We start from the raw sequence: 22523 nt of genomic DNA, 5'->3' as shown, positions 1-22523 counted from the left end.
AGAATTCTATCAAAGAACAGCAATTCGATAATTGGATAGTAATTCGAGTCTGCGTTTCAAATTTCCATGTCCACACAAACCCTCATCCTGCCCTTCTCCCTGGAAGGGAGAAGGAAACTTGTCCCGTACCCCAGAGAGAGGAGATGGGCGAAGAAGAAAGCTTGTCCCTCTCCCCTATGGGGAGAGGTTAGGTGAGGGGAGCGGCCAGTATTCACCTTATCAAGACAAATTTCCATAGCCACACAACCCTCATCCTGTCCTTCTCCATAGAAGGGAGAAGGAAATGAAAAAAAGCAGCAATTCAAACTATGGGGAGGATTCTTTGTTGTTGTGATGTTTTTGCGCGCAGCATAAAAACAACATAACAACAAATAGTACTTTCCATATTGCGAATCATTGATCAAAGAAGGAGGTATATTTTTTTTAAAGGAATGGTCGTACCGAGAAAAGTACTTCCGGTACGACCATTTAACGAAGAAAGAGATTCGATATAAGCTGTTTTGCTGAAGAAAAGCCGCTATGTTGCAAAACTTTTTTTGGTTTTTCCAGTTTATGATGCGGCGCTTCTATGCGTTAACTGGTCAAAATGGTAACCACTTTTCTCTATTTTGAGAAATTCCTAAATTACATAAGGATATATACTTTTTTATATACCTTCCGCTTTACTGATCAAGATTCCGTATTATGTCCCAGTAATTCGAAATTTCGAAAAGCCTTTTGAGAAAAAAAGAGATCTTGTTGTTGTGTAGTTTTTGCGCTTCGCGCAAAAACTACACAACAACTATTATTCTTTTCCATATTTAGAATTGCTGATTGTGTCCATTCTGTTTCAAATATGATTCTTTTTGAGCGGATTTGCCGGTGAGAGATGATCATCCCATACCGGGATGATCATCTCTACATAGAAAATTTTCGGAGGAATTCCGGCAAACCTTCCCTTAGAAGTTCACATCGATTCCGTAGTAGATGCAGGTAAAGAGCTTTTCCATTTCAGCCGCTGTAATCGGGCGCGGATTGGAACCGGTGCAGGCATCACCGACTGCCAACTCGGAAATCTTGATGATTTTTTGTTTGAACTCAGTCTCATCAATTCCAAATTCTTTCAAGGTCTTTGGAATCGATAATTTTTCATTGTATGCTTCAATCTTTTTGCATAGCGCATTGACCAGGTCGGCATCGGTTGTACCCTGCAAACCAATGGAGCGGGCGATGTCTGCGTAGCGGGCTTCTGCCATCTTTGCATTGAAATGAATCACATACGGCAGGTAAATGGCATTGGCACAGCCGTGAGGGATATGTCCGGTTGAAAATGCAGCGCCGGTCTTATGTGCCATAGAGTGTACAATACCCAGCAATGCATTGGAGAATGCCATTCCTGCCAGGCATTGACCGTAATGCATTTGTTCACGGGCAGCCATATCGCCTTGATAGGATGCCGGCAGATAATCAATGACCATTTGAATTGCTTTAATTGCCAGAGGATCTGTAAACGGGGAATGCAAGGTAGAAACATATGCTTCGATGGCATGTGTCAGCGCATCCATACCGGTATGAGCCGTCAATTTGGCAGGCATGGTCTCTGCCAGCGCTGGATCCACAATTGCGATATCCGGAGTGATGTTGAAATCAGCTAATGGATATTTGATTCCTTTTGCATAATCGGTGATCACTGAAAATGCCGTCACTTCTGTGGCAGTTCCGGATGTGGAAGGAATTGCCAGAAATCTCGCCTTTGTGCGCAGTTCCGGAAAGTTGAACGGAACAATCAGATCTTCAAATGTGGTTTCTGGATACTCATAAAAAGCCCACATAGCCTTTGCCGCATCAATCGGTGATCCGCCACCCATCGAAATAATCCAATCCGGCTGAAATTTGCGCATCGCTTCAGCGCCTTTCATAACAGTTTCAACCGAGGGATCCGGTTCCACATTCTCGAATAATTGCACTTCAATTCCGGCTTCGCTTAAATATGCGACAGCTTGATCCAGGAATCCGAATTTTTTCATTGATCCGCCGCCCACGACGATGATCGCTTTTTTCCCTTTTAACGTCTTCAAAGTCTCCAGTGAACCCGGACCATAATAAATATCACGCGGTAAAGTAAATCTTGCCATTTTTCTCTCCTTTTTTTTCAAGATTCTTTCCTGATCTTGACTTGTGAAAATAATAACGAGAAATATGGTTTTTGTAAAATTCTTATAATTCATACGGAGATGTAATTTTTAATATACCAGTTCAATAAAAGAATCTGCAATTCGAAAGACCGGGCTACATCTCGAATCATTGAAAAAGAACGGGTTTCTCTGTTATTTTGAGAAGCCCGTTCATACTTCTTTATTCAGTGGTTTAAAAAATGATGACAGTTCAGCAATCAATTATAACGAATGGAAGATACTTCGTCTTTGCACCGGAAAAGCTCAGTAATAAACACCTGATCCTGCGAAGAAAGCTGATACCCCACCGGATAAATCAAAACGTCCTTAAATTTCCAGTTATCCATTTTACATTTTCGCTGCACCAATTGATAACGGTCAGCCAGATCTGCCGGAATGGGAGATACCCACATATATGTTTCCGGAATATTGCTTAACAGATCGAACTGGCTTCCGCGTTCATAGACAAAAATGCGTTTGCTGACTGAAAATAAATTCTGCGCAGTCTGAGACCCGGTAAATTGCGTCATTGGAATCGTCAGGTCACCGTGCACAATTTCAATATAGTTCAAAACATCCGTATAAGTGATTGTCGGGCTATTTGCCAGCGGATGATTTTTCGACAATAACAAGACGTACTCAAACTGCCAGATCTCACGATGCTGCAAGCTCTTCTCCCGGATCAAATCAAGAAAGTACTTCTCATGCGATGTATGAAAACGGATCACGCCCAAATTGCATTCTGTCTCCAAAATATTATCAATCGCCCGAATCGAATTGGTCTCAAAAAAATTCAGCTCAATCTCTTTCTGCGGATCAAGTGTCTGAACAAAGCGGGTAAACGCACGGGAAATGTAGCTTGCACGCGGAATTGAAATTGTAAATCGCTGGACAGTGGGTTTAACTGGTTGATAAGTCGATTCCAATTCATCAAATTTCAGAACAATTGTTCTTGCCTGATCCAGGAATTCTCTGCCACGCCGGGTCGGAGTCATTCCTTTTGGAGTTCGCAAAAAAATATTAAAACCGATTGTATTCTCCAGATCTTTGATCGCCTTGCTCAAATTGGGCTGCCCGACATAAAGGTTTTTTGCCGCTTTGGTAATCGATTCGGTTTTTTCTACTTCCAGTGCATATTTCAGATGAAGGATATTCACGTTATATGACCTCTTTTCAGATATACCTTGAGTGAATAGCAATACAAAACATGGTGTGAAATCTTTGTCGTTGAGATGTTTTTACACGAAACGTAAAAGCATCTCAACAATATTGTTTTTCAAATCGTCAGTGAATATTTCAAATTACGATTGATTGAATCAAATGAATTGCTGCCTGAATTCGGTGTTAATAAGCAGGAACTCGAATTACAGGAGGATATTTTTTGAAAAGCATTTCCAAAATTCGAATTACTGGTTAATCAGAGAACAGCGATATAAAAATTTGTACCTAAAAAAAGTATAAACCATTTCTTAATGCCCTAAGAAACATCTGCCAGCAATTTGAAATATGGGAATTCGGAGAAAAAAATGAAAATCGTAGAGATGAAGCAATCTCCTGCCGCAAATGAAAACAGATTGCTTCATCGGACTAACACCCTCCTCCCAAAAACAGATAAATCCATGAACTACTCACCCTATAAATCGTTAGTACGAAGCGTAAAAACAACACAACAATAAATAATTTTTCTCATATTTGGAATTGCTGATGTTCAATCTATCACTTTGAAACTGTTTTATAATCAATGAGAAATTGAAATCGATACAGTTCAGGAGAAACGGGATGAATTCCAGCGCACCAATCGGCATATTTGATTCAGGAGTCGGAGGGTTGACAGTCATGAGAAAATTGATACAAATCATGCCTGAAGAAAATATTGTCTATTTTGGAGATACAGCCAGAGTCCCTTATGGTAATAAATCCAAAGAAACGGTGCTGCGGTACACCCGCCAAATCATTCGCTTTCTTGAGACGAAACAGGTGAAAGCAATCGTCATCGCCTGTAATACAGCCAGCGCGTATGCCCTGCATGAGGTTGAAAAAGAATTACCGATTCCGATCCTGGGCGTAATTCAACCCGGCGCTATAGCAGCCGTTGAAAGCAGCCGGAATCAACGGATTGGCGTTATTGGCACTTATGCAACCATCGCAAGTCGTGCATATGAATCATCGATAAAAAAAATCAATCCGCAAATAGAGGTTTTTAACAAAGCGTGCCCGTTGTTTGTTCCTTTTGTCGAAGAAGGCATGCTGGAAGATGTGTTGACTGACGGCATCATCGTCCGCTATTTGGAAGAGCTGCGGAACTCAAACATAGACACACTGATGCTGGGATGTACCCATTATCCATTACTCAGATCGTCTATAGAAAAGTTTATGGGCAGTGGAGTTACCTGTGTTGATCCTTCTGAGGTCACTTCACTCGAAGTCAAGAAAATCCTGCAGGCAAAAAATTTATTAAATACACAGAATCAACATCCGAAATATGAGTTTTATGTCAGCGACTCAGCGCAAAAAATGGTTGAATTTGCCAACATGATCATGCCGTTTCAAATCGAAAACGTACAGACAATCCAAATTGAATCGTATTAATTGCGAATGGTCATAAGGAATTTTGATATCGATTGAAACAAGATTTTAGCATCCTCAATCAGAATAATTCGCTGATGTAACGGCATTCTACTGCCTTTTTTAAAAGACTTTTTCTAAGTCCGAATTACTCTGCCAGGAGACTGGTCATTTACTATCGGTTCGAAATAAAGATGATTTAATTATGATTCCGTTATTTATATGCTATGCGCATCAAGAACAGAATCATAAAATCTAAATCTTTATTGAATAGTCTCATCCAAATTCCGAACTACCTATTCATCTACCAGCAATTCAAAATATAGACTCACAATTCAGATCAATCGGGAGTTCCATGTTGTCAAGATGGAACCCGCCCCATATTTCGAACTGTTGTTCATTTACATTTATGAGACAATTAGATAGAATATTTACACAAAAACAATGGTTTTCAACCTTACAGGGTTGTCAGGAGCGATTCGAAATGGAGGAGAGAATTATTCGTTATTATTTTCTCGATTGAATCGGAGGACCGGCCGAAATTTCAAATTTTTTAGAATGTCAGTTATCGAATAACAGTGATTGCAAATTCTGAGTAAATATTCGAATAAAGAAAGATAATTTGGAATTGCTGATACCATCATCTTCAATAGATATTTTTTCGATCATACTGAAAATTGTTATTTTTGAACAATACAGTGGATCACAGCTTATTTCTGCTTTAGGTTTCTTATTTTCTTTTCAACAACAGTATGATCGAATTATATAAACCAACGTCTCGTGAAAAAATGAGGTTATGGGCATGAAGATATTGTTGACTGGCATTCTAACACCAATGATCTGGGGGATGGTTGACAGACTATCACGGGAAGGGCACCAGGTCTCTCTCCTTGGACGCGGGATTTCGCCAGTCCCGCCGCAAACGAAAGCTGTCCTGCATGACATACGTCCCAGTCATCCTGATGCTTTGCAGGTTTTGGAGAGCGGAAGATTTGATGCCATTGTTTTCTTCTACGCCTATCAATGTGAAGACAATTTGGCATTTGGTTCTGTTCAAGGTTCCATGTTGGACGTTCTTTTCCAGTTTTCGCACACTGCTTCATCCTCCGGCGTAGAAAAGTTCATTTTAGTAACGGATCTGCGCGTGTTTAGCAGCGGTCAAAACGGCTATGAAGAAGAGACTCCTATCCCAGACACACAGACCGGTATTTTGATCAAAGCCGCAGAGGATTGTCTGCGTTTCACCGCATCAGAGAATATGGAAAACTGCTCGTTCGTGTTCCCAGTCTATATGCACCGGGAACTGAAGATGCTTTTTTCTCCCGCGCATTAAAGAGTTCTCAAAATGATCTGACTTTCCAATTATCAGGACCACCGGAAACGCCCTGCGATTTTCTGCATGTGGATGACTTCGCATTATTTCTCACGCTTGGACTGGAAAAAAGATGTTCCGGTATCGTACACCTCTATTACGGTGAGGAATATACCTATGCGGATGCAGCCAGCAAGATACAACAATATCTGCCGTCATTGAAAATATCCTATCTGGAAAATTCTCTGCCTCGCCCGCGTCTTCAAAGTCGGGATACGAAAGCCGGGGTTAACTGGATTCCACGACATCGCTGGATTTCCGAATTGGACGAAATATTTACCAGGACCAGCTTAAAAAAGGAAGATAGAAACTTTTTTAAATGGATCAGAGGAAATATTCGCCGAATATTTGGAAAAGCAATTCCCTGGATCGAGATGATCCTTTTCGCAGCGATAACAGAAGGTCTACTGCGCATGACCGATAACGATGCCATGTTCCGTTTTGTAGACTATTGGCTGTTTTATGTCATTCTCATGGGCACATTACATGGTGCTCCTTTTGGAACAATGGCCGGAATGATCGCCTGTATCGGATATGCTGCCAGTTGGAGAGAAAGCGGAAGAGATCTATATCTTCTGTTATACAACATGGACAATTGGCTGCCGCTGTTAATGTATCTCTTAAGCGGCGGTCTCTTCGGATTTTTGCATGATAGAACCGCCGAAACGATGACAGCGATTCAAATCGAAAAAGAACAACGTGTTGAAGAAACTGAATTTATTGAAACGATGCTGAAACGAGTGGATGCAGACAGAAATTCTCTGCAGGAACAAGTCGTCCGTTACCGTGACAGTTATGGCCGTATCTATGCGATTACACAGGAACTTGACACATTGCAGCCTGAGCAAGTTTTTCTCTCAACACTGGGAATATTAGAAGATGTCATGCAAAATAAGAGTGTGGCTCTATATTCCTGCAGCAGCAGTTCATCCTTTGCGCGCATGGTTGTTCACTCCCGTGAATTAATCAATCTACCAAAATCCATCGACATGGATAAGATGCCTCAGATGCGTGAATCTATCAATCGCGGAGAAATGTTCGCTAACAAACAACTGATTCCAGGATATCCGACATTTTGTACACCGATTATGCAGAATGACCATCCAATAGCCGTCATAACATTATGGGAAGTACCCTTTGAACAGCAAACGCTGTACCATCAAAATTTGTTAAATGTTGTTTCTGGGCTGGTTCAATCAGCCATGATACGCGCTTTATATTATTTTGGAACCAATCCGGAGATTTATATAAACGACACCCACATTATGACCGCCAAAGCATTCCGTTCGACGATTTCCGTCTACAGTAAAATGCGCAGGCAGCGCGCTTCTTCCTACCTGCTCCTGAGTATTAACAACACAACCGATAACTATTCCATCCGTGAATTGGATCAACGAATCGGCCGTGCAATTCGCAGCACAGACATCGCCGGACAACTGGAAAACGGATCTATCTACGTGATGCTCCCGCAGGCAACGCTCGATAATTTTCCTCAGATCGAAAAACGCTTCTTGTCTGCCGGTTTAACATGCAGCGTTACGTCCATGGAGTTTACCAATGTCTGAATTGGGTATTATCGGGATAATTCTATTAATCCATGCAATATTGTTGCTGATTACAAGCATATATGCTATTAAAAATTGGCGCAGAATTAATCCAAGCCATTTCCTCTGGATGCTTCTCATCCCGTTTTTTGGTCCCTTGACCGGATTTGCATTAATTCGTGCTTCCAGTAAAACACCTCCCGATTTAGATTGGTTAAACCAAAAAGAAGATTTTGAGAAATTTAACTTTTCTTCCTATCTCTCACCGGAAGAGACAATCCCGCTCGAAGAAGCACTGCTGATCAATGATCCCAAAAAACGACGTTTGCTAATGATGAACATCCTTCGTTCGGATCCAATGAAATATCTCGATTTATTGCTGGTAGCCCGATTCAACGAAGATTCAGAAACTGCACATTATGCAACAGCTACTATCATGGAAATCCAAAGACTATTTCAATTGGAATCCCAAAGGATGCAGCAGGAATTAGCTGACGATCCTCAGAATCCATCGAAACACCGCGATTACATTGATTTGCTGTCACGATATTGTGATAGCGGACTTTTGGAAGGACAATTGCTTTACCGACAACAGCTGGTACTAAAAAAAGCGCTTGAAAAAGCGCCGGAAATCTCAGAAGATCCATCAATACTCCGCATTAAAATACGCAACTGTCTGGCCTTAAAAGAAGCTGAAGAAGCAAAAAGAACTGCACAATCATTGATCCGTCTAAATCCATTGGATGAATCGTCATGGCTTGAGGCAATTCGTGTATGTGTGGAAATACATGATCAAGACGGGATGCAGCAGTTGCTCATGCGATTAAAACAAACTCCGGTAGATTTTACCGCTGCCGGTCGTCAGCATCTGCTTTTTTATGTGGAGAACTTGGAATGACGAAAAAGTTTTTTTTCTTTCGACTGCTGAATCCGATCCTGGTTATGTTGCTGCTTGCATGTGCCATTCTTCTCGAAAAGAAAGGATTTACACTGGAAGCCAGACAGCCCCTGCTCCCAATTCTGGATAAAGAGAAGATAGAATCCGCTGTATATCAGGAACCGGCAGTATTAGTCATTGTCAATCGGGAACGTACAGATGAAGTGCCTTTTACAATAACATTGACTGACACACTCAATGAAATGAAAATAGCATTTCACACAACGGATCTGTCCCAGGAAGAGCTGCCTGACCTTTCGCAATTTTCCACAATCCTCTCGGTGTGTATCAAAAGAAAATGTTACTTTGAGGGATCGAAGAATCAAATAAAAATGTTACCCAACGACCACGAAAAATGTAGAGATGCGTAGGCATCTCTACGATAGTAAATTGGGCACATCCAGTGCTCGAGTTGCTCCCCAGCAGAGCTCTACTCCCTGGAAGTGCAGGGGCATTTTACCATAAACGATAGGGATTGGCCTAAAGCGAAAAAACCCAAGCAGCCAATTTTTATCGTTACTTTGTTTGATAAGAAGAAGTTTCGGCAAGAATACGGAGCAGATCATTGATTTCTGCAAGGATCTTGACGGGATTTGATGCATTATACAGGTTTACAAGAGAGGCCTTTTTAGGAAATGATAAGACGCCAGATGGAAGGATACGACGGAAAGGTGTTTTAGCAGATTCGTATTTAGGAGAAAAGACACCGGCATCTTTGTCTGGTCTGGCAATGGTCTTACGTACAGGTTGGAAGAAATTATTGAACACATGGTTCAGCTGATAAATACGCTGAATGAGTACAAAATGGTCTGGAGTATAGAAGCGGTTATATCCAAGCAACCGTCTGACTACGGCCCAGTTCTTTTGCTCAACATGAGCTTGATCGTTTTTCCTGTAGGGTCTTGATCGGGTGAAGATTATCTTTCTTTCCCGATTGTTGCAATAATCAAAAAGGAGATAATTGATGAACTCGGAGCCATTATCAGAATCAATACCAAGGATGGGATAAGGTAAAAGGGATTCAAGCAAAGTCATTGCTTCCACAACGGCTTCTTTTGATTTGTTCCGGAGAATGAAGTTATCTGTCCAACCAGTGCATACATCGGTAGCTGTCAATGTGTAAAAGAAAGCTCCTGCTTCCGATTGCCCGCAATGAGCAACCAGGTCTATCTCCAGAAAACCTGGGCGATTATCATCCCAGTCCATCCCCGTCCGGATCGCAATCTGTTTCTTGAGTAATCCGCCGGGCTTCGTCATGGTTTTGCCTTTTCCTTGGTGGTTTTTCTTGTATTCCCTCAGATTTCGATTGATCGTTGCCGAACTCATCTCGGTTAGCAGACGTTTTTCCTCAGATGTGAAGTACATTTCATTGCATCGCTCCAGTATATCTATCAGCTCGGAAATGTATGGCTGTAATCGCTGTCCGCAGATATAATTGCTGATCTCGTACAACCGTTCCAACTTTTTGATTATCTCTCGAGGATACTTCTTTTTCCGCCCAGGTCTCTTTTTGAATGTCTTTGGCCGAAGATCTGAATGCAATAAACGTATCGCCGTCTTCCTGTGGTAACCAGTGCTCTCGACAAATTCATCGAGAATTTTTCCTTTTACCCCATTGTTCGCTTTTAGATATCGGGATTGTATTTGTGTTGCTAATTCCAGCCTGCTCTTCTTACTCATTTTGTTACCCATCAGCCTTTCCTCCGCAGCTTATGGTAACAATTTATTTTGATTCACCGATACTTCTTGGGTAACATTAATTATGATTCACGTCGCTCTTTTGCAGTCAGTCAATGCTGCCGCTGAAACATGATATCATGAAGATTTCCAACTGGATTAATGACGGCGGTCATTTTGGATTAATGATGTCACAACAATCTGATGAAGTGTTCCGAATTTTTTATCGGAAATTGGGAATTATCGAATATGGATTGGAGTTTTACAATTTCAAATCAATTGAATACGTTACGAATCTGCTGCCGCTTTTTTTCAATACAAAATATGATGAAGATGGACTGCTGACAGATTATGCAATGCCTGTCCAGCTGGAAAAAGACTGCATTGTTCATATTACAACGGCGGAGGAACCTAAACTGCCATTATTATGGGAGCATCCGTTCGGAAAAGGGAGAACGGTTGTATTTAATACAAGTCTGATGAACAATAAAGCCGGAAGAGGATTTGTCCTTTCGATCTTATTCGCGCTTGAAGACACAATCGTCTATCCGATCATTAACGCAGGTATGGTTTATATCGATGATTTCCCTGCACCGCAGCCTGAAGGTAAAAACCAGGCGCTGCTGGATGCCTATGGTTACGACATTAAAGGTTTCTATCGCAACCACTGGTGGCCGGATATGAAACAATTGACGTGGAAATATGGACTCCGCTATACAGGTGTCTTGATTGAAACATACAACGATAATGTTGAAGGTCCTTTTAATGACAAAGGTGTTGATAATGTCCTGCTAAAATTTTATACCTCCGAACTTTTACATTCGGGGGGGGAATTGGGTCTGCACGGATATAATCACATGCCGCTTTGCCCGGATGGCTTTCCCTATCAAGGGGAAAATTATAAAACGTGGCCTTCTACAGAAAAAATGTCGGAAGGGCTTCAGGAATTGGTCCGTTATGGCGATACGCTTTTACTCGAGCCCAGGTTTTCAACCTATGTGCCTCCATCCAATTACCTAAGCGATCAAGGACGGCAGACCATTCGAGAAACCATACCCCAAATCAAAGTAATTTCAGGGCTCTACCTGAGGGAGGAAGGTGTTAATGCCCTCGTTCAGGAATTTCGTGAAGAACCGGATGGATTTATCAGCGTTCCACGTGTTACTTCAGGATTTGTTCCAACCGATTTTTCCCGTTTCACCATGGCACAAGAACTCCTGTTACATGGCGTTTTTTCTCATTTTATCCATCCCGATGATTTATTGGATGAATTGCGCGGTGCTTCTCTTGGATGGGATAAAATGCATGAGGTATTTCTGGATTTTATAAAAGAAGTGATAAACACTTATCCGGTTCTGAGATTTTCAACATCGACAGAAGGCGCAGCAGCAGTCCAACGTTATGATCGATTGACAATTCATCGGAAAGAAACAGAGGATGCCTTGGATCTTTCCTTGTCACCATTCTATGATGAAGCCTGGATGGCTTTACGCACGAGGAATCCGTTAATTTCCATTGAAGGCGGAGAAATTCACGAAATTACCAGTGGTTTTTATTGGATTAAAGCAAATAGTCCTGAAGTTCATATTGAGTGGAAGGCAAAACAATGAAAATTTGTATGATCTGTGAGGGCAGTTATCCGTTTGTGGCAGGTGGTGTTTCTTCATGGCTTCAGCAGCTCATTCAGAGTATGCCGCAGCATGAATTCGTCATTTGGGCAATCGGAGCACAGGAAAAACAACAGAATCATTTCGCCTATCAACTTCCGCAAAATGTTGTTTCATTTCAGGATGTATATCTTGATTCGGTTCTAAAAGAAAAAATTGCAGAAAATCCACGTCGAACTCATTTGTCAGCTGCTCAGGTTCAAGCTGCACGCGAGCTGCTTTCTTGTCAAAATCCTGATTGGAGCGTGCTCTTTAATCTATTTCGGGGAAATCGATTAAAAGGCGTGGAATTTTTATTAGATCACGATTTTTTTTCATTGTTACAGGAAATCTGTGCGAAAGATTACCCTTATGTCGGTTTTACTGATTTTTTTTGGACGATTCGTTCGATGTTTCTGCCATTGTTATATCTGATGGGCAGCCCATTGCCAGAAGCAGATGTGTATCACTCTGTTTCAGCAGGATATGCAGGCGTGTTGGGAACAATGGCAGCGATCAGTTACAAGAAACCCTACATACTCACCGAACATGGGATTTATACAAGAGAACGCGAGGAAGAAATTCTGCGGACGGATTGGGTTCCACCCCATTTTAAAGATTTATGGATTAATATGTTTTACATGTTCACCCGCTGTGCATATGACGCAGCAGATTGTGTAACATCACTCTTTCAGCGGGCAAGCCAAATTCAACAGGAAATCGGATGTAATTCCGCAAAATGTACCGTAATCCCCAATGGAGTCCATATTGATAAATTTTCGGACATTCCATTGAAAGAACCGGATGGTTTTATCGATATCGGTGCTATTGCACGAATTGTTCCAATTAAAGATATTAAAACGATGATTTATGCCTTTTCTCTTCTGTGTGATGAAATGGATAACGTGCGTTTGCATATTATGGGCTCAACGGATGAGGATGAAGAGTATTATGAAGAATGCCTGCAATTAATTCGGGATTTGGAGCTAAAAAACATCATTTTTACCGGCAGGGTAGATGTGCATGATTACTTGAAAAAAATTGATTTTACCGTTTTAACCAGTATCTCCGAAGGACAGCCGCTGGCAATTCTTGAAGCAATGGCTGCCGGAAGACCCGCTGTGACAACGAAAGTGGGAAGTTGCGATGAATTAATTGAGGGTAAAGGAGACGGATTTGGCGATGCAGGATTCTGCGTTCCAACAATGCACCAGTCGGCGTTGGCAGAAGCAATGATTACGCTTTGTCAAAATGACGATCTGCGCAGGCAAATGGGAGAAAATGGCAAAAAGCGCGTCCATGCATTATATGATCATAAACAAATGATTCGGAATTATCTGGATTTGTATCAAGAAGCGATCGATATTGCTCAAAAAAAATGGAACGCATAATTCATGGGATTTCTTTGATAAATTTAAATTGAGAAAAGACCTTATTTGATTGAAAACTAACCACTTTCCATATAGTTTTTCAAAAAAAGGGAACGGAGACAGCTCTCTTACAAAAAATTCGTTCTTAATAAAAATACCGAGGTGAAAACAGCAAATCGAAATTTTGACAGGCATTTCGAATGAAGACAAAAAACATGTTGTCGTATTGACTTTACACAACGGACAAAAAAACTACGACAGTAAATTATTTTTCCCACATTTAAAATCGCTGATACGAAAAGGGAAATATGGCAGGAATTGGATTTGAACTTAGAAAATTATTTGTAGGCAAAAGCGCAATTTCAAAAATCCGTGCTTATGCTTATACAAGCATCATCACATCCGGCACGATGGTCTTGGCGGTTTTAATGATGCTTGGGATCAAATATCTCGCGCAATACTTTGGAGCAACTGAACATCAGACTGATATCTTATTAGTTATGGTAGTATATGCGACAATTGGATCTTTAATCCTTTCTTCAGTTCTGCAGACCATCCTTGCCCGTTATACAGCCGATAGCCTATTCGAGAAAAACTATGAACGCGTTTTGCCGTCTCTTTTTGGAGGGGCAATTCTGATCCTTATTCCCGGAGGGCTGATTTATGGTATATTCCTCCATTTTGCCCCCGAAATCCCAGTTACTGACCGTCTGTTTAATTGGGGATTATTCATTGAAATGACTTTTGTCTGGCTCGAGATGGCTTATATCACTGCGGCGAAGGACTATCAGAGAATACTGCTTGGATTTCTCGCAGGGGTTCTGACAGTATTTATTATTAGTGGAATTCTTCTTCTTTTAGGTATTGACCCCGTTACAGCTGTCATAGCAGGACTCTTTGCCGGATATGGGCTGATGATTTACAGCTTTACGAAAATTCTCCTGCGAATTTTCCCGGTCGGATCCGGCAGTTTATTTGCTTTTATCAAATATTTTGGCTTATACCCGGATCTCGTTTTCATTGGGATACTGGGACAGATGGGGGCATTCGTCCATATTGTTCTGATGTGGTTTTCCCCTTTGGGAGAAAATGTAACAGGCCTTTTCCGTCAGGCGCCGATGCATGATGCAGCAGCATTCTTCGCTTTCCTGGTAACCATTCCGGCAAATGTAAATTTTGTAGTTTCAGTCGAAGTAACCTTTTTCAAAAAATACCAGCACTATTTTGCAGCGATATCCAACGGAGGCACGCTGAAAGAAATTCAAATTTCGCAGAAAAATATGACAGCCTCCTTAAATCAGGAAGTATTCCGGCTCATCGAAATTCAAGTTTTTGCGATGGTATTTTATGCAATCCTGATGCGGTTTTTTTTGGAATCCATCGGTTTTACAAAAGACATGATCACGATGTTCCAAATTATGTGCATCGGGTACAGTGCTTATGCAATCGGCAACTGTGTTATGCAGCTCCAGCTTTATTTTAATGACCGTAAGGGTGCACTGTTAACCTGCTTTTTGTATTTTTGTACGAACCTCCTTTGTACGCGATTTTTCTTATTCCGTTCTCCAATTTATTATGGCCTCGGCATGATGATTGCCGGAATTATCATGTACCTGGCAGGCATTCCCCGTTTATTTGCCTTTGTCAGAAACATAGATTACCATATCTATTGCAGCCAGCCGATTTTAGCAGTCCAGCGATCCAACCTTTGGATAAAACTGGCATCTGTGTTGGATGAAATGGAATATGGAGCTGACAGAGCTTATTACAGAAAAACACGAAATAGGAATCCTTAAGCATGAGAATCCAACGAAAAAATTTTCTTATCGGATTGGCTGTTATAAGCCTGATGTTTTTCGGCTGCAATACCAAGGATACAAAGCCGCCTTCTGAAAATACGATTCCGGATTCGCAGCGTGAAGTATCCAAAGCGCAACCGATGGATGTAAATGAACTTCCATTAAAAGACGATAAAACGCTCTATGCCAATCAGGATCCAACCTCATTGATCTATTTTTACATCACAATTACGGGAGGCAGTGAGGAAGACCAAACGAATCATACCTTTGAAGAAGTAAATTCATACAAAAATCTGCAGGGTATGAATAATGTTCAGAAAATCAAAACGGAAATTATTTTCCAGGTCGGGGATCAATATGGACCATTGCCGGGAGAAGTCGGGTATGGAGCATTGGCATCTAATGCAACCCTCAATGTTCGCGGCCGTACCAGCACTGATTATCCCCAGAAATCCTATCGTATCGATCTTTTTGATAATGCAGGTCTCTGGAGAGGACAACGAGCGATTGCCATCAATAAACATCCGGGGGATCCGACTCGGCTACGAAACATGCTTTATTTTACCTTGCTACAAGATATTCCTGATACAACAAGTCTTCGTACACAATTTGTAAATGTTTTCATCAAAGATCAAATAGCAGGTGAAAAAGATTTCACCGATTATGGCTTGTTCACACAAGTTGAGCTGCCGAACGGCCGTTATTTGCGCAATCATGGCCTCAGTCGCGAAGGAAACCTTTATAAAGCCAATTTAAACGAATTCTTCCGATACGAAGACAAAATACGACTGGCAACTGATCCGCTCTATGATCTTTCAGAATTTGACGATATTCTGGAACCAAAAACCGGAGAAAACCACAAGAAAATAATCGAAATGCTGGATGCTATCAATGATTATTCCATCCCGATTGAAGATACGATCACACGTTATTTTGACATCAACAATCTGACCAGCTATATAGCCTACAATATTTTGATGGCAAATCCAGACAGCAATGCACAGAATTATCTGCTATACAGCCCGGTCAACAGCAGTAAATGGTATTATCTGTTTTGGGATGGGGATGGATGCCTTTCTTATTATGAAGATAAACTGCTTAAGAATGTATGGACTGAAGCAGATTGGGAACACGGCGTTTCCGGTTACTGGGGTGTTGTCCTTTTCAATCGCATGCTGCGCGTTAAAGCATATCGGGACGCGCTGAAAGAAAAGGTGGAATTATTAAGAGGTATTATCACTCCGGAAAGGATAGCTGCAGAGATTGCGAAATATCGGACGGTTGTAGATCAATTTACAAAGAGGATGCCTGACAAGATTAATCTGCAGGTCACTCTCGAAGATCTTGATCGGATTTATGAGAATATGCCCAATGATACAGAAATCGCTTATCAACGCTTTCTGAGTTCTCTTGAAAAACCGATGCCTTTCTATATGGATCCCGTTGAAAGTGATGGAAAAGAAATCTCACTCAGCTGGGCAGAAGCTTATGATTTTAATGCAGAGTTTATTTACTATGACGTTCAAATTGCTAAAGACTGGTCTTTTGCACCAAACACGATTGTATACGAAAGCCTGGATCAATTGCCATCCAATACGATAGTTCCGATGCTTCCTCCTGGAAATTATTATTGGCGGATAATCGCCAGGAACGAAAGTGGAAAAACACAAATACCTTTCGATCAGGTTGCCACAGACAGCGGTCTCCATCAAGGGATGCGAAGATTTATCGTTCTTGAAAACGGGAAAGTGGAGAACCCGTTATGAAAGATGACCGCTATCGTCACGAGCTGAAATACCTGATCAATTTGCCGGATTGGGCTTTGCTGCGTGCCCGGATGAAGGGAATTATCCCACCTGATGAAAACGCCGGAACAAGCGGAGAATATTGGATTCGCAGTCTTTATTTTGATGATTATTGGGATTCAGCCTACCAGGAAAAAGAAGATGGTATTTTGCTGAGACATAAATATCGCCTGCGTGTTTATAATTGTTCGGATCGATTTATTAAATTGGAACGGAAAAACAAGTATGGACAATACATCCTCAAAGAAAGCGCACCGGTGACCCGCAGTGAAACTGAATTGATTCTTTGCGGTGAATATGATTTCCTGAAAAAAAGCAAATACAACCTGCTGCATTATCGTGACGATCCAATCTAACATTGTTTTATCATTGGGTATGGTTGGTGCGCTCTCTATTGTACGGTACCGTACCGCAGTAAAGGATCCGATGGATCTGCTATTTTTGTTCTGGGCAGTTGCTGCCGGAATTGCTATCGGTGCCGGTATGTTCTATATCGCCGTGCTCACATCTGTTATCATGGTACTGCTCCTGTGGATTTTATCCAGCCGCAAACATGGGCGGGATGAAATGTACATTCTGTTGCTCCACTACGATGGAGAGGGCATCGATGAAGAAGTCCGAAAAATTCTCGGAACAAATCCATACCAAATCAAATCCAAGACGATGCGCAAAAATGATACCGAGATGGCTGTTGAAGTACGCGTTCGAAAGCACGACCTTTCTTTCACCGATCGCATCCGAAAAATCGAGAACATCAAAGATTTGACAATTGTGCAATACCGTGGAGACTATGTTGATTAATTCGGTTATGCCAATCCGATTGAATTTCTGATTAAAAGGATTGCAAACAGTTAATGACAACTTCTAAAAAAAATATGCCTGAGCAACAGATACAAAAAGTCTTTTTTTCCACTTCCCAAATGAAGTGGAAGTTTTTTTTCTGTTGGTTGAACTTTTTTTGCATCTCATGGATTCTCGGTCTAAACACAAAATCGGCTGTCGGCATTGCAATCTCATTTCACTATCCTGCAAGCGATGAAGCAATATCCAATCCCTTTATCGGCAGCGCCACATGGGCAGACGACTCTTCAGAAAGAGAACAGCCCTTCACACTGGTCTATGCAGATCTGACGTGGGCTGAATTCGAACCGACACAGGGAATTTATGACTTTGAATCATTTGAGAAAAACAATCATTTCGATCTCTGGCGGGAACAGGGAAAGCACGTCATCTTCCGATTTGTTACAGATATGCCGGGGCAGAACAACCATCGTGACATTCCCGATTGGCTCTACAACGCCACAGGTAAAGATGGAAAAGCTTACGCTGTTTCTTACGGGCGTGGTTATTCTCCCAATTATGCAAATCCGATTTTCATCGAAGCCCATGCCAAAGCGATTGCCGCGCTGGGAAAGCGCTATGCGAAAGATCCATTCTTTGCATACATCGAACTTGGCTCACTCGGACATTGGGGTGAATGGCATATTCATCCCGATGTCGCGTCCATGCCGTCGGTTTCTATCTGCAGACAATATATTCTTCCATATGTTTCTGCTTTTCCTGATGCAAAACTAATGCTGCGCCGTCCCTTTGCAGCCGCCGGAAACATCGCAGTCGGATTATTCAACGACGCTGCCGGAGAACAGGAACCAACGGAAGCGTGGTTAACCTGGATTGAAACTGGAGAAGATACTGAACAATCCGCTGAATCCGAATTACTTCTGCCAATGCCGGAAGCCTGGCAAACCAATCCAATCGGTGGTGAATTATCGACAAAAATGAAACATCAGCAATTACTGGGCGAACTGCTGCCACTGACATTGGATCTTTTTGCCAGATCGCACACCAGTTGGATCGGACCGGGCAGTTTTGTTAAAGTGGAACGCGATGGTAACCTTCAGCCGGCGCTGGATCAGGTGAATCGTTTGATCGGTTACAGGCTGCGTATTTCAAAGAGTGAAATTTCAAAGCTGAACAATGGGGATTACCAGTTCACCTTAACCTGGCACAACGATGGAATTGCCCCCTTCTATTTTGACTGGAAAGCTTATCTGAGAATTGTCGGAGATGATGGTCAGTATAATCTGATGCCGCTTCCGATGCACCTGATCGAGATTCAGCCCGGGGTTGAGTTTCCAGTTACATTAACAATTCCGCAAAAAATATTATTCAAGGGTGAGAACAGAATCGAAACCGGCATCGTTGATCCTTCAAACGGACGAGCCCGCGTAACGCTTGCCATGGTAGCCCCACATGATGATTTTTGGTATGAACTGTTGTCTCTGCAGCAATAATTAGGATCAATGTTCCTGCGAATTAAAAATCTAAGAAAAAATTACTTCATCGGGCGCGTATGCCCTCCTCGCATCGACAGACTAACATGGAACCACACAAAGGGCAAAGCAGTCCTCTGTCAGCCGGTTCCACTGTCCGCCTTGCATGTTCTTCGTTCTGGCAAAGTTCTTTTCACTCCGTACATAACAAACCGTTTTTTTATTAAAACTTAAAAAACAAAACCGCGCAGCATTGCGCGGTTTTGTACCTTCCATTTTCACAATCAAAGAGAGATTACTCTCCTTGTGCTTCCTCTATGGCTGCATCAAAGTCGCTGTCTAATAAAGACTGCCAATCCATATCAGCATATGCCATGGAATCAACACGGCGGACAGATAAACCGATGCGATGATTGGCTGGATCGATCTTGATCACACGCAAGGTGACTTTTTCGCCTTCTTTGAGGACTTCTTTGGCATGTTCAATCCGTTTTTCACTGATTTCGGAAATATGAATCAGTCCTTCGATCTCATCATCCAGTTTTGCAAAGGCGCCGAATTTGGTCAAACGTGTAATCGTACCTTCCACCAATTGGCCAACCTGATATTTTGCAACGCGATCTGCCCATGGATCTTCCTGGGTCTGGCGGATGGAAAGACCAATGCGTTTCTTTTCTTTGTCAACGCTGATGACTTTCACTTTTACTTCCTGTCCGATTTCCAGTGCTTCATTGGGATGCTTAATATGATCCCAGGAAATCTCAGAAAGATGGACTAACCCATCGGCACCGCTAATGTTTATGAAAGCGCCAAAATCAGCCAAACTGGTTACACGACCGGTGCGGATATCACCTTCATTCAGGTTGTCGATGACACGTTCTTTCAGCGTTTCTCTGGTTTCGGTGCTGGCTGCTCGTTCTGAGAAGATCAGACGGCGGCGTTCTCGATCCACTTCGATTACACATACTTTAACCGGTTCATCAATCATTTTACTCCAGCGTTGTTCCGGAGTGTCTCCGCTCATTGCTGCGCGGCGGGACAGACTGATTTGGGAGGCAGGAATAAATCCACGAATTGTGTCCAGATCGACGATTAAGCCACCTTTGTTGTAACCGGTAATCTTACTTTCGAAAGTTTTCTTGGATGCTAATAATTCCTCGGCCTTTTTCCAACTTTCCTCTTCACGTGCTCGCATATAGGAAAGAACTAAATTTCCGCTCGAATCTTCAGGATCAAGGATAAAAACAGAAATTTCCTGATCGACACTCAGCCTGTCACGTTCAGCTTTTGGGATCGACTCGAGTTCCTTCCCAGAAATGATACCTTCAGATTTCGTGCCAACATTGACCAAAATTTGGTCTTGGGTAATACTGGCGATAACTCCTTGACGAGTTTCACCCTGACGGGGAAAATCAATACTCATTCCCTTTGATTCGAGAAGAGATGCCATGTTGTCATCGGGGTCAAGGTTTACCCCCTGTTCATTAGGGGAGACGATAGGTTCCATAATTTTGTTTTTTTCTCCAACAAGAAAGGTTATTCAATCATTATATATTGGTTTAATCTGCTTGACAAGATAAAACCCTTGGAATTGTTGACAAAAAACTGATCGAGATTTGAAAAAGTTCGCTTGATAACATTTCCATTTAATATATTTTCTAATTTTACCACAGTGTTCAAAACAATTATTTTGCAAATTTTATTTGCAAGAATAAAAAATTACATTGAAATTCAAGAAAAATATTCGCAGGCTCACGCTCATAATATTATCGGATTCCAAAAATCATCCCATCCGAGTATTCTCCATAAATCGGCAGATCCTCTAATAAAAGATCAAGCCATGCGCGATCCCCCGGATCATTCATCATCTCCTGATAATTAAAAATTACTGCATAGGCTTTGTGACTAAGAATATCCTCCCTCATCCATTCTTTCTCCGCTTCGAATGATTCACGTTCTTCCTGGTTGGCAGCGTTAAACATTGGCGGCAGTATATAGGTTGGCTGATTATTCATCAACCATAAAAATGTCTGCCGGTTGCTGAAAAGATCCGCTGTTTGCGGAAGAGCGATTGCCCCATTTCTGGTTTCTGATTCCCGCCATGACTGACTGGCAAATCCTTGTCCGTCCTGGTGATAGGTGTTCCATAGATCCGATTCATCTTCTATTAAAAGCGCAGAAAAAACCAGGATGATGATAATTCCTGTGATTTTCAACGACCTTTTTTTAGTGAAGAGCCGGGAGGCTGAATCAATCACCATGGCGGAAAGGCATACATAAAACGGCAAAAAAATGCGATTGTCAAAAAGTGTAGATCCGTCTATGCAGATGACAACAAAGATCACGGAGAAAAAGTAAACCACAGCCTGGAGCGAAAGCAACACGGCAGACTCAGCAGCTTTTTGTGCAGATAATATTCTGATGCAGGATCGGAACGTCCAGATGAGCAAACCAGCCAGAAGAATACTCAGAATAATTCCCCAGAATGGCAGAAATTTCTCAACAATTCCTCCGAATTCCGGCAGGAAAAAACTTGCCAGATTGCGCAGTCCTTCCTCCGTTTTATCGGCTGCAGGCCAATGCCAGGAAAAAGAACGGTTTACTGCATTCTCGCCGGCGATGCCATTGCGGATCAGCCATAGACTGACCGGCAAGAAAAAACCGATCAGGAGGCTGATTGAAGCCCGTATTTTCTTCTTTTTGGCAGGAATGCTGCAGATAACTACAATTAATGCTGTCAATAATGTTGCTACACCGATGTAGCGAATCAGAGTAAGGATTCCTATCCAAAAACCGATAAATAGCCAATGTGCAGATCGGAATTCGCTTTTTTTATCTGATAGCAGAAAGAGCAGTGTACTTAGGAAAAAAGCCAGAAATAGCGCTTCGCTGAGTCCGTAGACATGCGCCTGCAGAATCGGTCCGCAGCATAGATAACAAATGCCGGCAAGCAGAGCTGGTAGATGATGATGGGTCATTTGTTTCAACAGCAAGACGAACAATACCAGATTGGCTGCATAACAAAACAAGTTTATTCCCCAGGCAGATTTGAAAACATCTGTTTTTCCCAGAAATGCTGCTGCCGCGATGAATAGCGAATACATGGGGGGAAAATGCGTGATCAGGCGCGGCAATCCATCACCACCAATCCGAGCATAGCCAAATCCAGTCAGAAGACTGCGCGCACCGCCAAGATAGGCGGCGGAATCATTGGTCAATCCAATACCATAGGGCGTTGCATAGCAATACAGAAATACTGAAATCAGACAGAGCAAAAAAACAGCGATTACAAACAAAAAGGTTTGCGGGTGACTGGTTGAAATGTGCAACTTTTTAATAAGATTCATACTGCTAATTTTATCCCTGCATGGGTTGGTGTAAC

At 42.0% G+C, this 22523-nt stretch carries 16 protein-coding genes and 1 pseudogene; 12 read left to right on the top strand and 5 right to left on the bottom strand.

Annotation, left to right across the window (positions count from 1 at the left end):
• Positions 1 to 938: 938 nt before the first annotated feature.
• Together ATC1_RS02865 and ATC1_RS02860 are read right to left on the bottom strand one after the other, a co-directional pair.
• Positions 939 to 2114, bottom strand: a complete 1176-nt coding sequence (locus tag ATC1_RS02865; protein ID WP_062278215.1) for an iron-containing alcohol dehydrogenase — start codon at positions 2112 to 2114, stop codon at positions 939 to 941.
• A 257-nt stretch (positions 2115 to 2371) separates the two neighbouring features.
• Entirely contained in the window at positions 2372 to 3310 is a 939-nt protein-coding gene (locus ATC1_RS02860; RefSeq protein ID WP_062278213.1) for a LysR family transcriptional regulator, read from the bottom strand.
• Between the two features lie 622 nt (positions 3311 to 3932).
• Here ATC1_RS02860 and murI point away from each other — a divergent pair.
• From murI to ATC1_RS02835, 5 genes are all read left to right on the top strand, one after another.
• A complete protein-coding gene (gene murI, locus ATC1_RS02855; protein ID WP_062278212.1) occupies positions 3933 to 4742 on the top strand; it encodes a glutamate racemase in 810 nt (269 codons plus the stop codon).
• Positions 4743 to 5520: 778 nt separating this feature from the next.
• Positions 5521 to 6051, top strand: coding sequence for a Rossmann-fold NAD(P)-binding domain-containing protein (locus tag ATC1_RS02850; protein ID WP_152024207.1), 531 nt, complete (start codon positions 5521 to 5523; stop codon positions 6049 to 6051).
• Positions 5949 to 7655 (top strand): NAD-dependent epimerase/dehydratase family protein, encoded by a 1707-nt coding sequence (locus ATC1_RS02845; protein WP_172667700.1) that lies wholly within the window; start codon positions 5949 to 5951, stop codon positions 7653 to 7655. The genes ATC1_RS02850 and ATC1_RS02845 overlap by 103 nt, the downstream gene beginning before the upstream one ends.
• The gene (locus ATC1_RS02840) at positions 7648 to 8532 is read left to right on the top strand and encodes a hypothetical protein (protein WP_062278206.1); all 885 of its coding nucleotides are present in this window, start codon (positions 7648 to 7650) and stop codon (positions 8530 to 8532) included. The genes ATC1_RS02845 and ATC1_RS02840 overlap by 8 nt, the downstream gene beginning before the upstream one ends.
• Positions 8529 to 8942, top strand: coding sequence for a hypothetical protein (locus ATC1_RS02835; protein ID WP_062278204.1), 414 nt, complete (start codon positions 8529 to 8531; stop codon positions 8940 to 8942). Before ATC1_RS02840 ends, ATC1_RS02835 begins: the two co-directional genes overlap by 4 nt.
• A 145-nt stretch (positions 8943 to 9087) precedes the next feature.
• Here the strand turns inward: ATC1_RS02835 and ATC1_RS02830 are convergent, their stop codons facing one another.
• Positions 9088 to 10263 (bottom strand): integrase catalytic domain-containing protein, encoded by a 1176-nt coding sequence (locus ATC1_RS02830; protein ID WP_062278202.1) that lies wholly within the window; start codon positions 10261 to 10263, stop codon positions 9088 to 9090.
• A 98-nt stretch (positions 10264 to 10361) separates the two neighbouring features.
• On the opposite strand from ATC1_RS02830, the pseudogene ATC1_RS02825 reads away from it, so the two are divergent.
• From ATC1_RS02825 to ATC1_RS02795, 7 genes and pseudogenes are all read left to right on the top strand, one after another.
• Positions 10362 to 11858 (top strand): annotated as a pseudogene (locus ATC1_RS02825) (DUF2194 domain-containing protein); the annotation flags it as partial.
• Positions 11855 to 13285, top strand: coding sequence for a GT4 family glycosyltransferase PelF (gene pelF / locus ATC1_RS02820; RefSeq protein ID WP_062278198.1), 1431 nt, complete (start codon positions 11855 to 11857; stop codon positions 13283 to 13285). The pseudogene ATC1_RS02825 and the gene pelF, both read left to right, overlap by 4 nt.
• Before the next feature lie 287 nt (positions 13286 to 13572).
• Complete coding sequence (pelG, locus tag ATC1_RS02815; RefSeq protein ID WP_062278196.1) at positions 13573 to 15060, top strand: exopolysaccharide Pel transporter PelG; 1488 nt, start codon at positions 13573 to 13575, stop codon at positions 15058 to 15060.
• A gap of 2 nt (positions 15061 to 15062) precedes the next feature.
• Positions 15063 to 16829 carry a CotH kinase family protein gene (locus tag ATC1_RS02810; protein WP_062278194.1) on the top strand — a complete coding sequence of 589 codons (1767 nt, stop codon included), beginning with the start codon at positions 15063 to 15065 and terminating at the stop codon, positions 16827 to 16829.
• Positions 16826 to 17224, top strand: a complete 399-nt coding sequence (locus ATC1_RS02805; protein WP_062278192.1) for a VTC domain-containing protein — start codon at positions 16826 to 16828, stop codon at positions 17222 to 17224. Before ATC1_RS02810 ends, ATC1_RS02805 begins: the two co-directional genes overlap by 4 nt.
• Positions 17208 to 17669 (top strand): DUF4956 domain-containing protein, encoded by a 462-nt coding sequence (locus ATC1_RS02800; protein WP_082174630.1) that lies wholly within the window; start codon positions 17208 to 17210, stop codon positions 17667 to 17669. The genes ATC1_RS02805 and ATC1_RS02800 overlap by 17 nt, the downstream gene beginning before the upstream one ends.
• A gap of 53 nt (positions 17670 to 17722) precedes the next feature.
• Positions 17723 to 19162, top strand: coding sequence for a DUF4832 domain-containing protein (locus tag ATC1_RS02795; protein ID WP_062278188.1), 1440 nt, complete (start codon positions 17723 to 17725; stop codon positions 19160 to 19162).
• 274 nt (positions 19163 to 19436) lie between these two features.
• Here the strand turns inward: ATC1_RS02795 and ATC1_RS02790 are convergent, their stop codons facing one another.
• Both ATC1_RS02790 and ATC1_RS02785 read right to left on the bottom strand, forming a co-directional pair.
• The gene (locus ATC1_RS02790) at positions 19437 to 20648 is read right to left on the bottom strand and encodes a 30S ribosomal protein S1 (RefSeq protein ID WP_062278186.1); all 1212 of its coding nucleotides are present in this window, start codon (positions 20646 to 20648) and stop codon (positions 19437 to 19439) included.
• A 259-nt stretch (positions 20649 to 20907) separates the two neighbouring features.
• Positions 20908 to 22488: a glycosyltransferase family 39 protein gene (locus tag ATC1_RS02785; protein WP_062278184.1), complete on the bottom strand. Its 1581-nt coding sequence runs from the start codon at positions 22486 to 22488 to the stop codon at positions 20908 to 20910.
• Positions 22489 to 22523 lie beyond the last annotated feature (35 nt).

It is taken from the genome of Flexilinea flocculi (assembly GCF_001192795.1).
GTDB lineage: Bacteria > Chloroflexota > Anaerolineae > Anaerolineales > Anaerolineaceae > Flexilinea > Flexilinea flocculi.
This window is presented reverse-complemented; position numbering and strand designations above follow the sequence as displayed.

Coding starts and splice junctions, on each gene's coding strand:
- ATC1_RS02865 (WP_062278215.1), bottom strand. CDS start 2,114: ATGGCAAGATTTACTTTACCGCGTGATATTTATTATGGTCCGGGTTCA.
- murI (WP_062278212.1), top strand. CDS start 3,933: ATGAATTCCAGCGCACCAATCGGCATATTTGATTCAGGAGTCGGAGGG.
- ATC1_RS02850 (WP_152024207.1), top strand. CDS start 5,521: ATGAAGATATTGTTGACTGGCATTCTAACACCAATGATCTGGGGGATG.
- ATC1_RS02840 (WP_062278206.1), top strand. CDS start 7,648: ATGTCTGAATTGGGTATTATCGGGATAATTCTATTAATCCATGCAATA.
- ATC1_RS02835 (WP_062278204.1), top strand. CDS start 8,529: ATGACGAAAAAGTTTTTTTTCTTTCGACTGCTGAATCCGATCCTGGTT.
- ATC1_RS02830 (WP_062278202.1), bottom strand. CDS start 10,263: ATGGGTAACAAAATGAGTAAGAAGAGCAGGCTGGAATTAGCAACACAA.
- pelF (WP_062278198.1), top strand. CDS start 11,855: ATGAAAATTTGTATGATCTGTGAGGGCAGTTATCCGTTTGTGGCAGGT.
- pelG (WP_062278196.1), top strand. CDS start 13,573: ATGGCAGGAATTGGATTTGAACTTAGAAAATTATTTGTAGGCAAAAGC.
- ATC1_RS02810 (WP_062278194.1), top strand. CDS start 15,063: ATGAGAATCCAACGAAAAAATTTTCTTATCGGATTGGCTGTTATAAGC.
- ATC1_RS02805 (WP_062278192.1), top strand. CDS start 16,826: ATGAAAGATGACCGCTATCGTCACGAGCTGAAATACCTGATCAATTTG.
- ATC1_RS02795 (WP_062278188.1), top strand. CDS start 17,723: ATGACAACTTCTAAAAAAAATATGCCTGAGCAACAGATACAAAAAGTC.
- ATC1_RS02790 (WP_062278186.1), bottom strand. CDS start 20,648: ATGGAACCTATCGTCTCCCCTAATGAACAGGGGGTAAACCTTGACCCC.
- ATC1_RS02785 (WP_062278184.1), bottom strand. CDS start 22,488: ATGAATCTTATTAAAAAGTTGCACATTTCAACCAGTCACCCGCAAACC.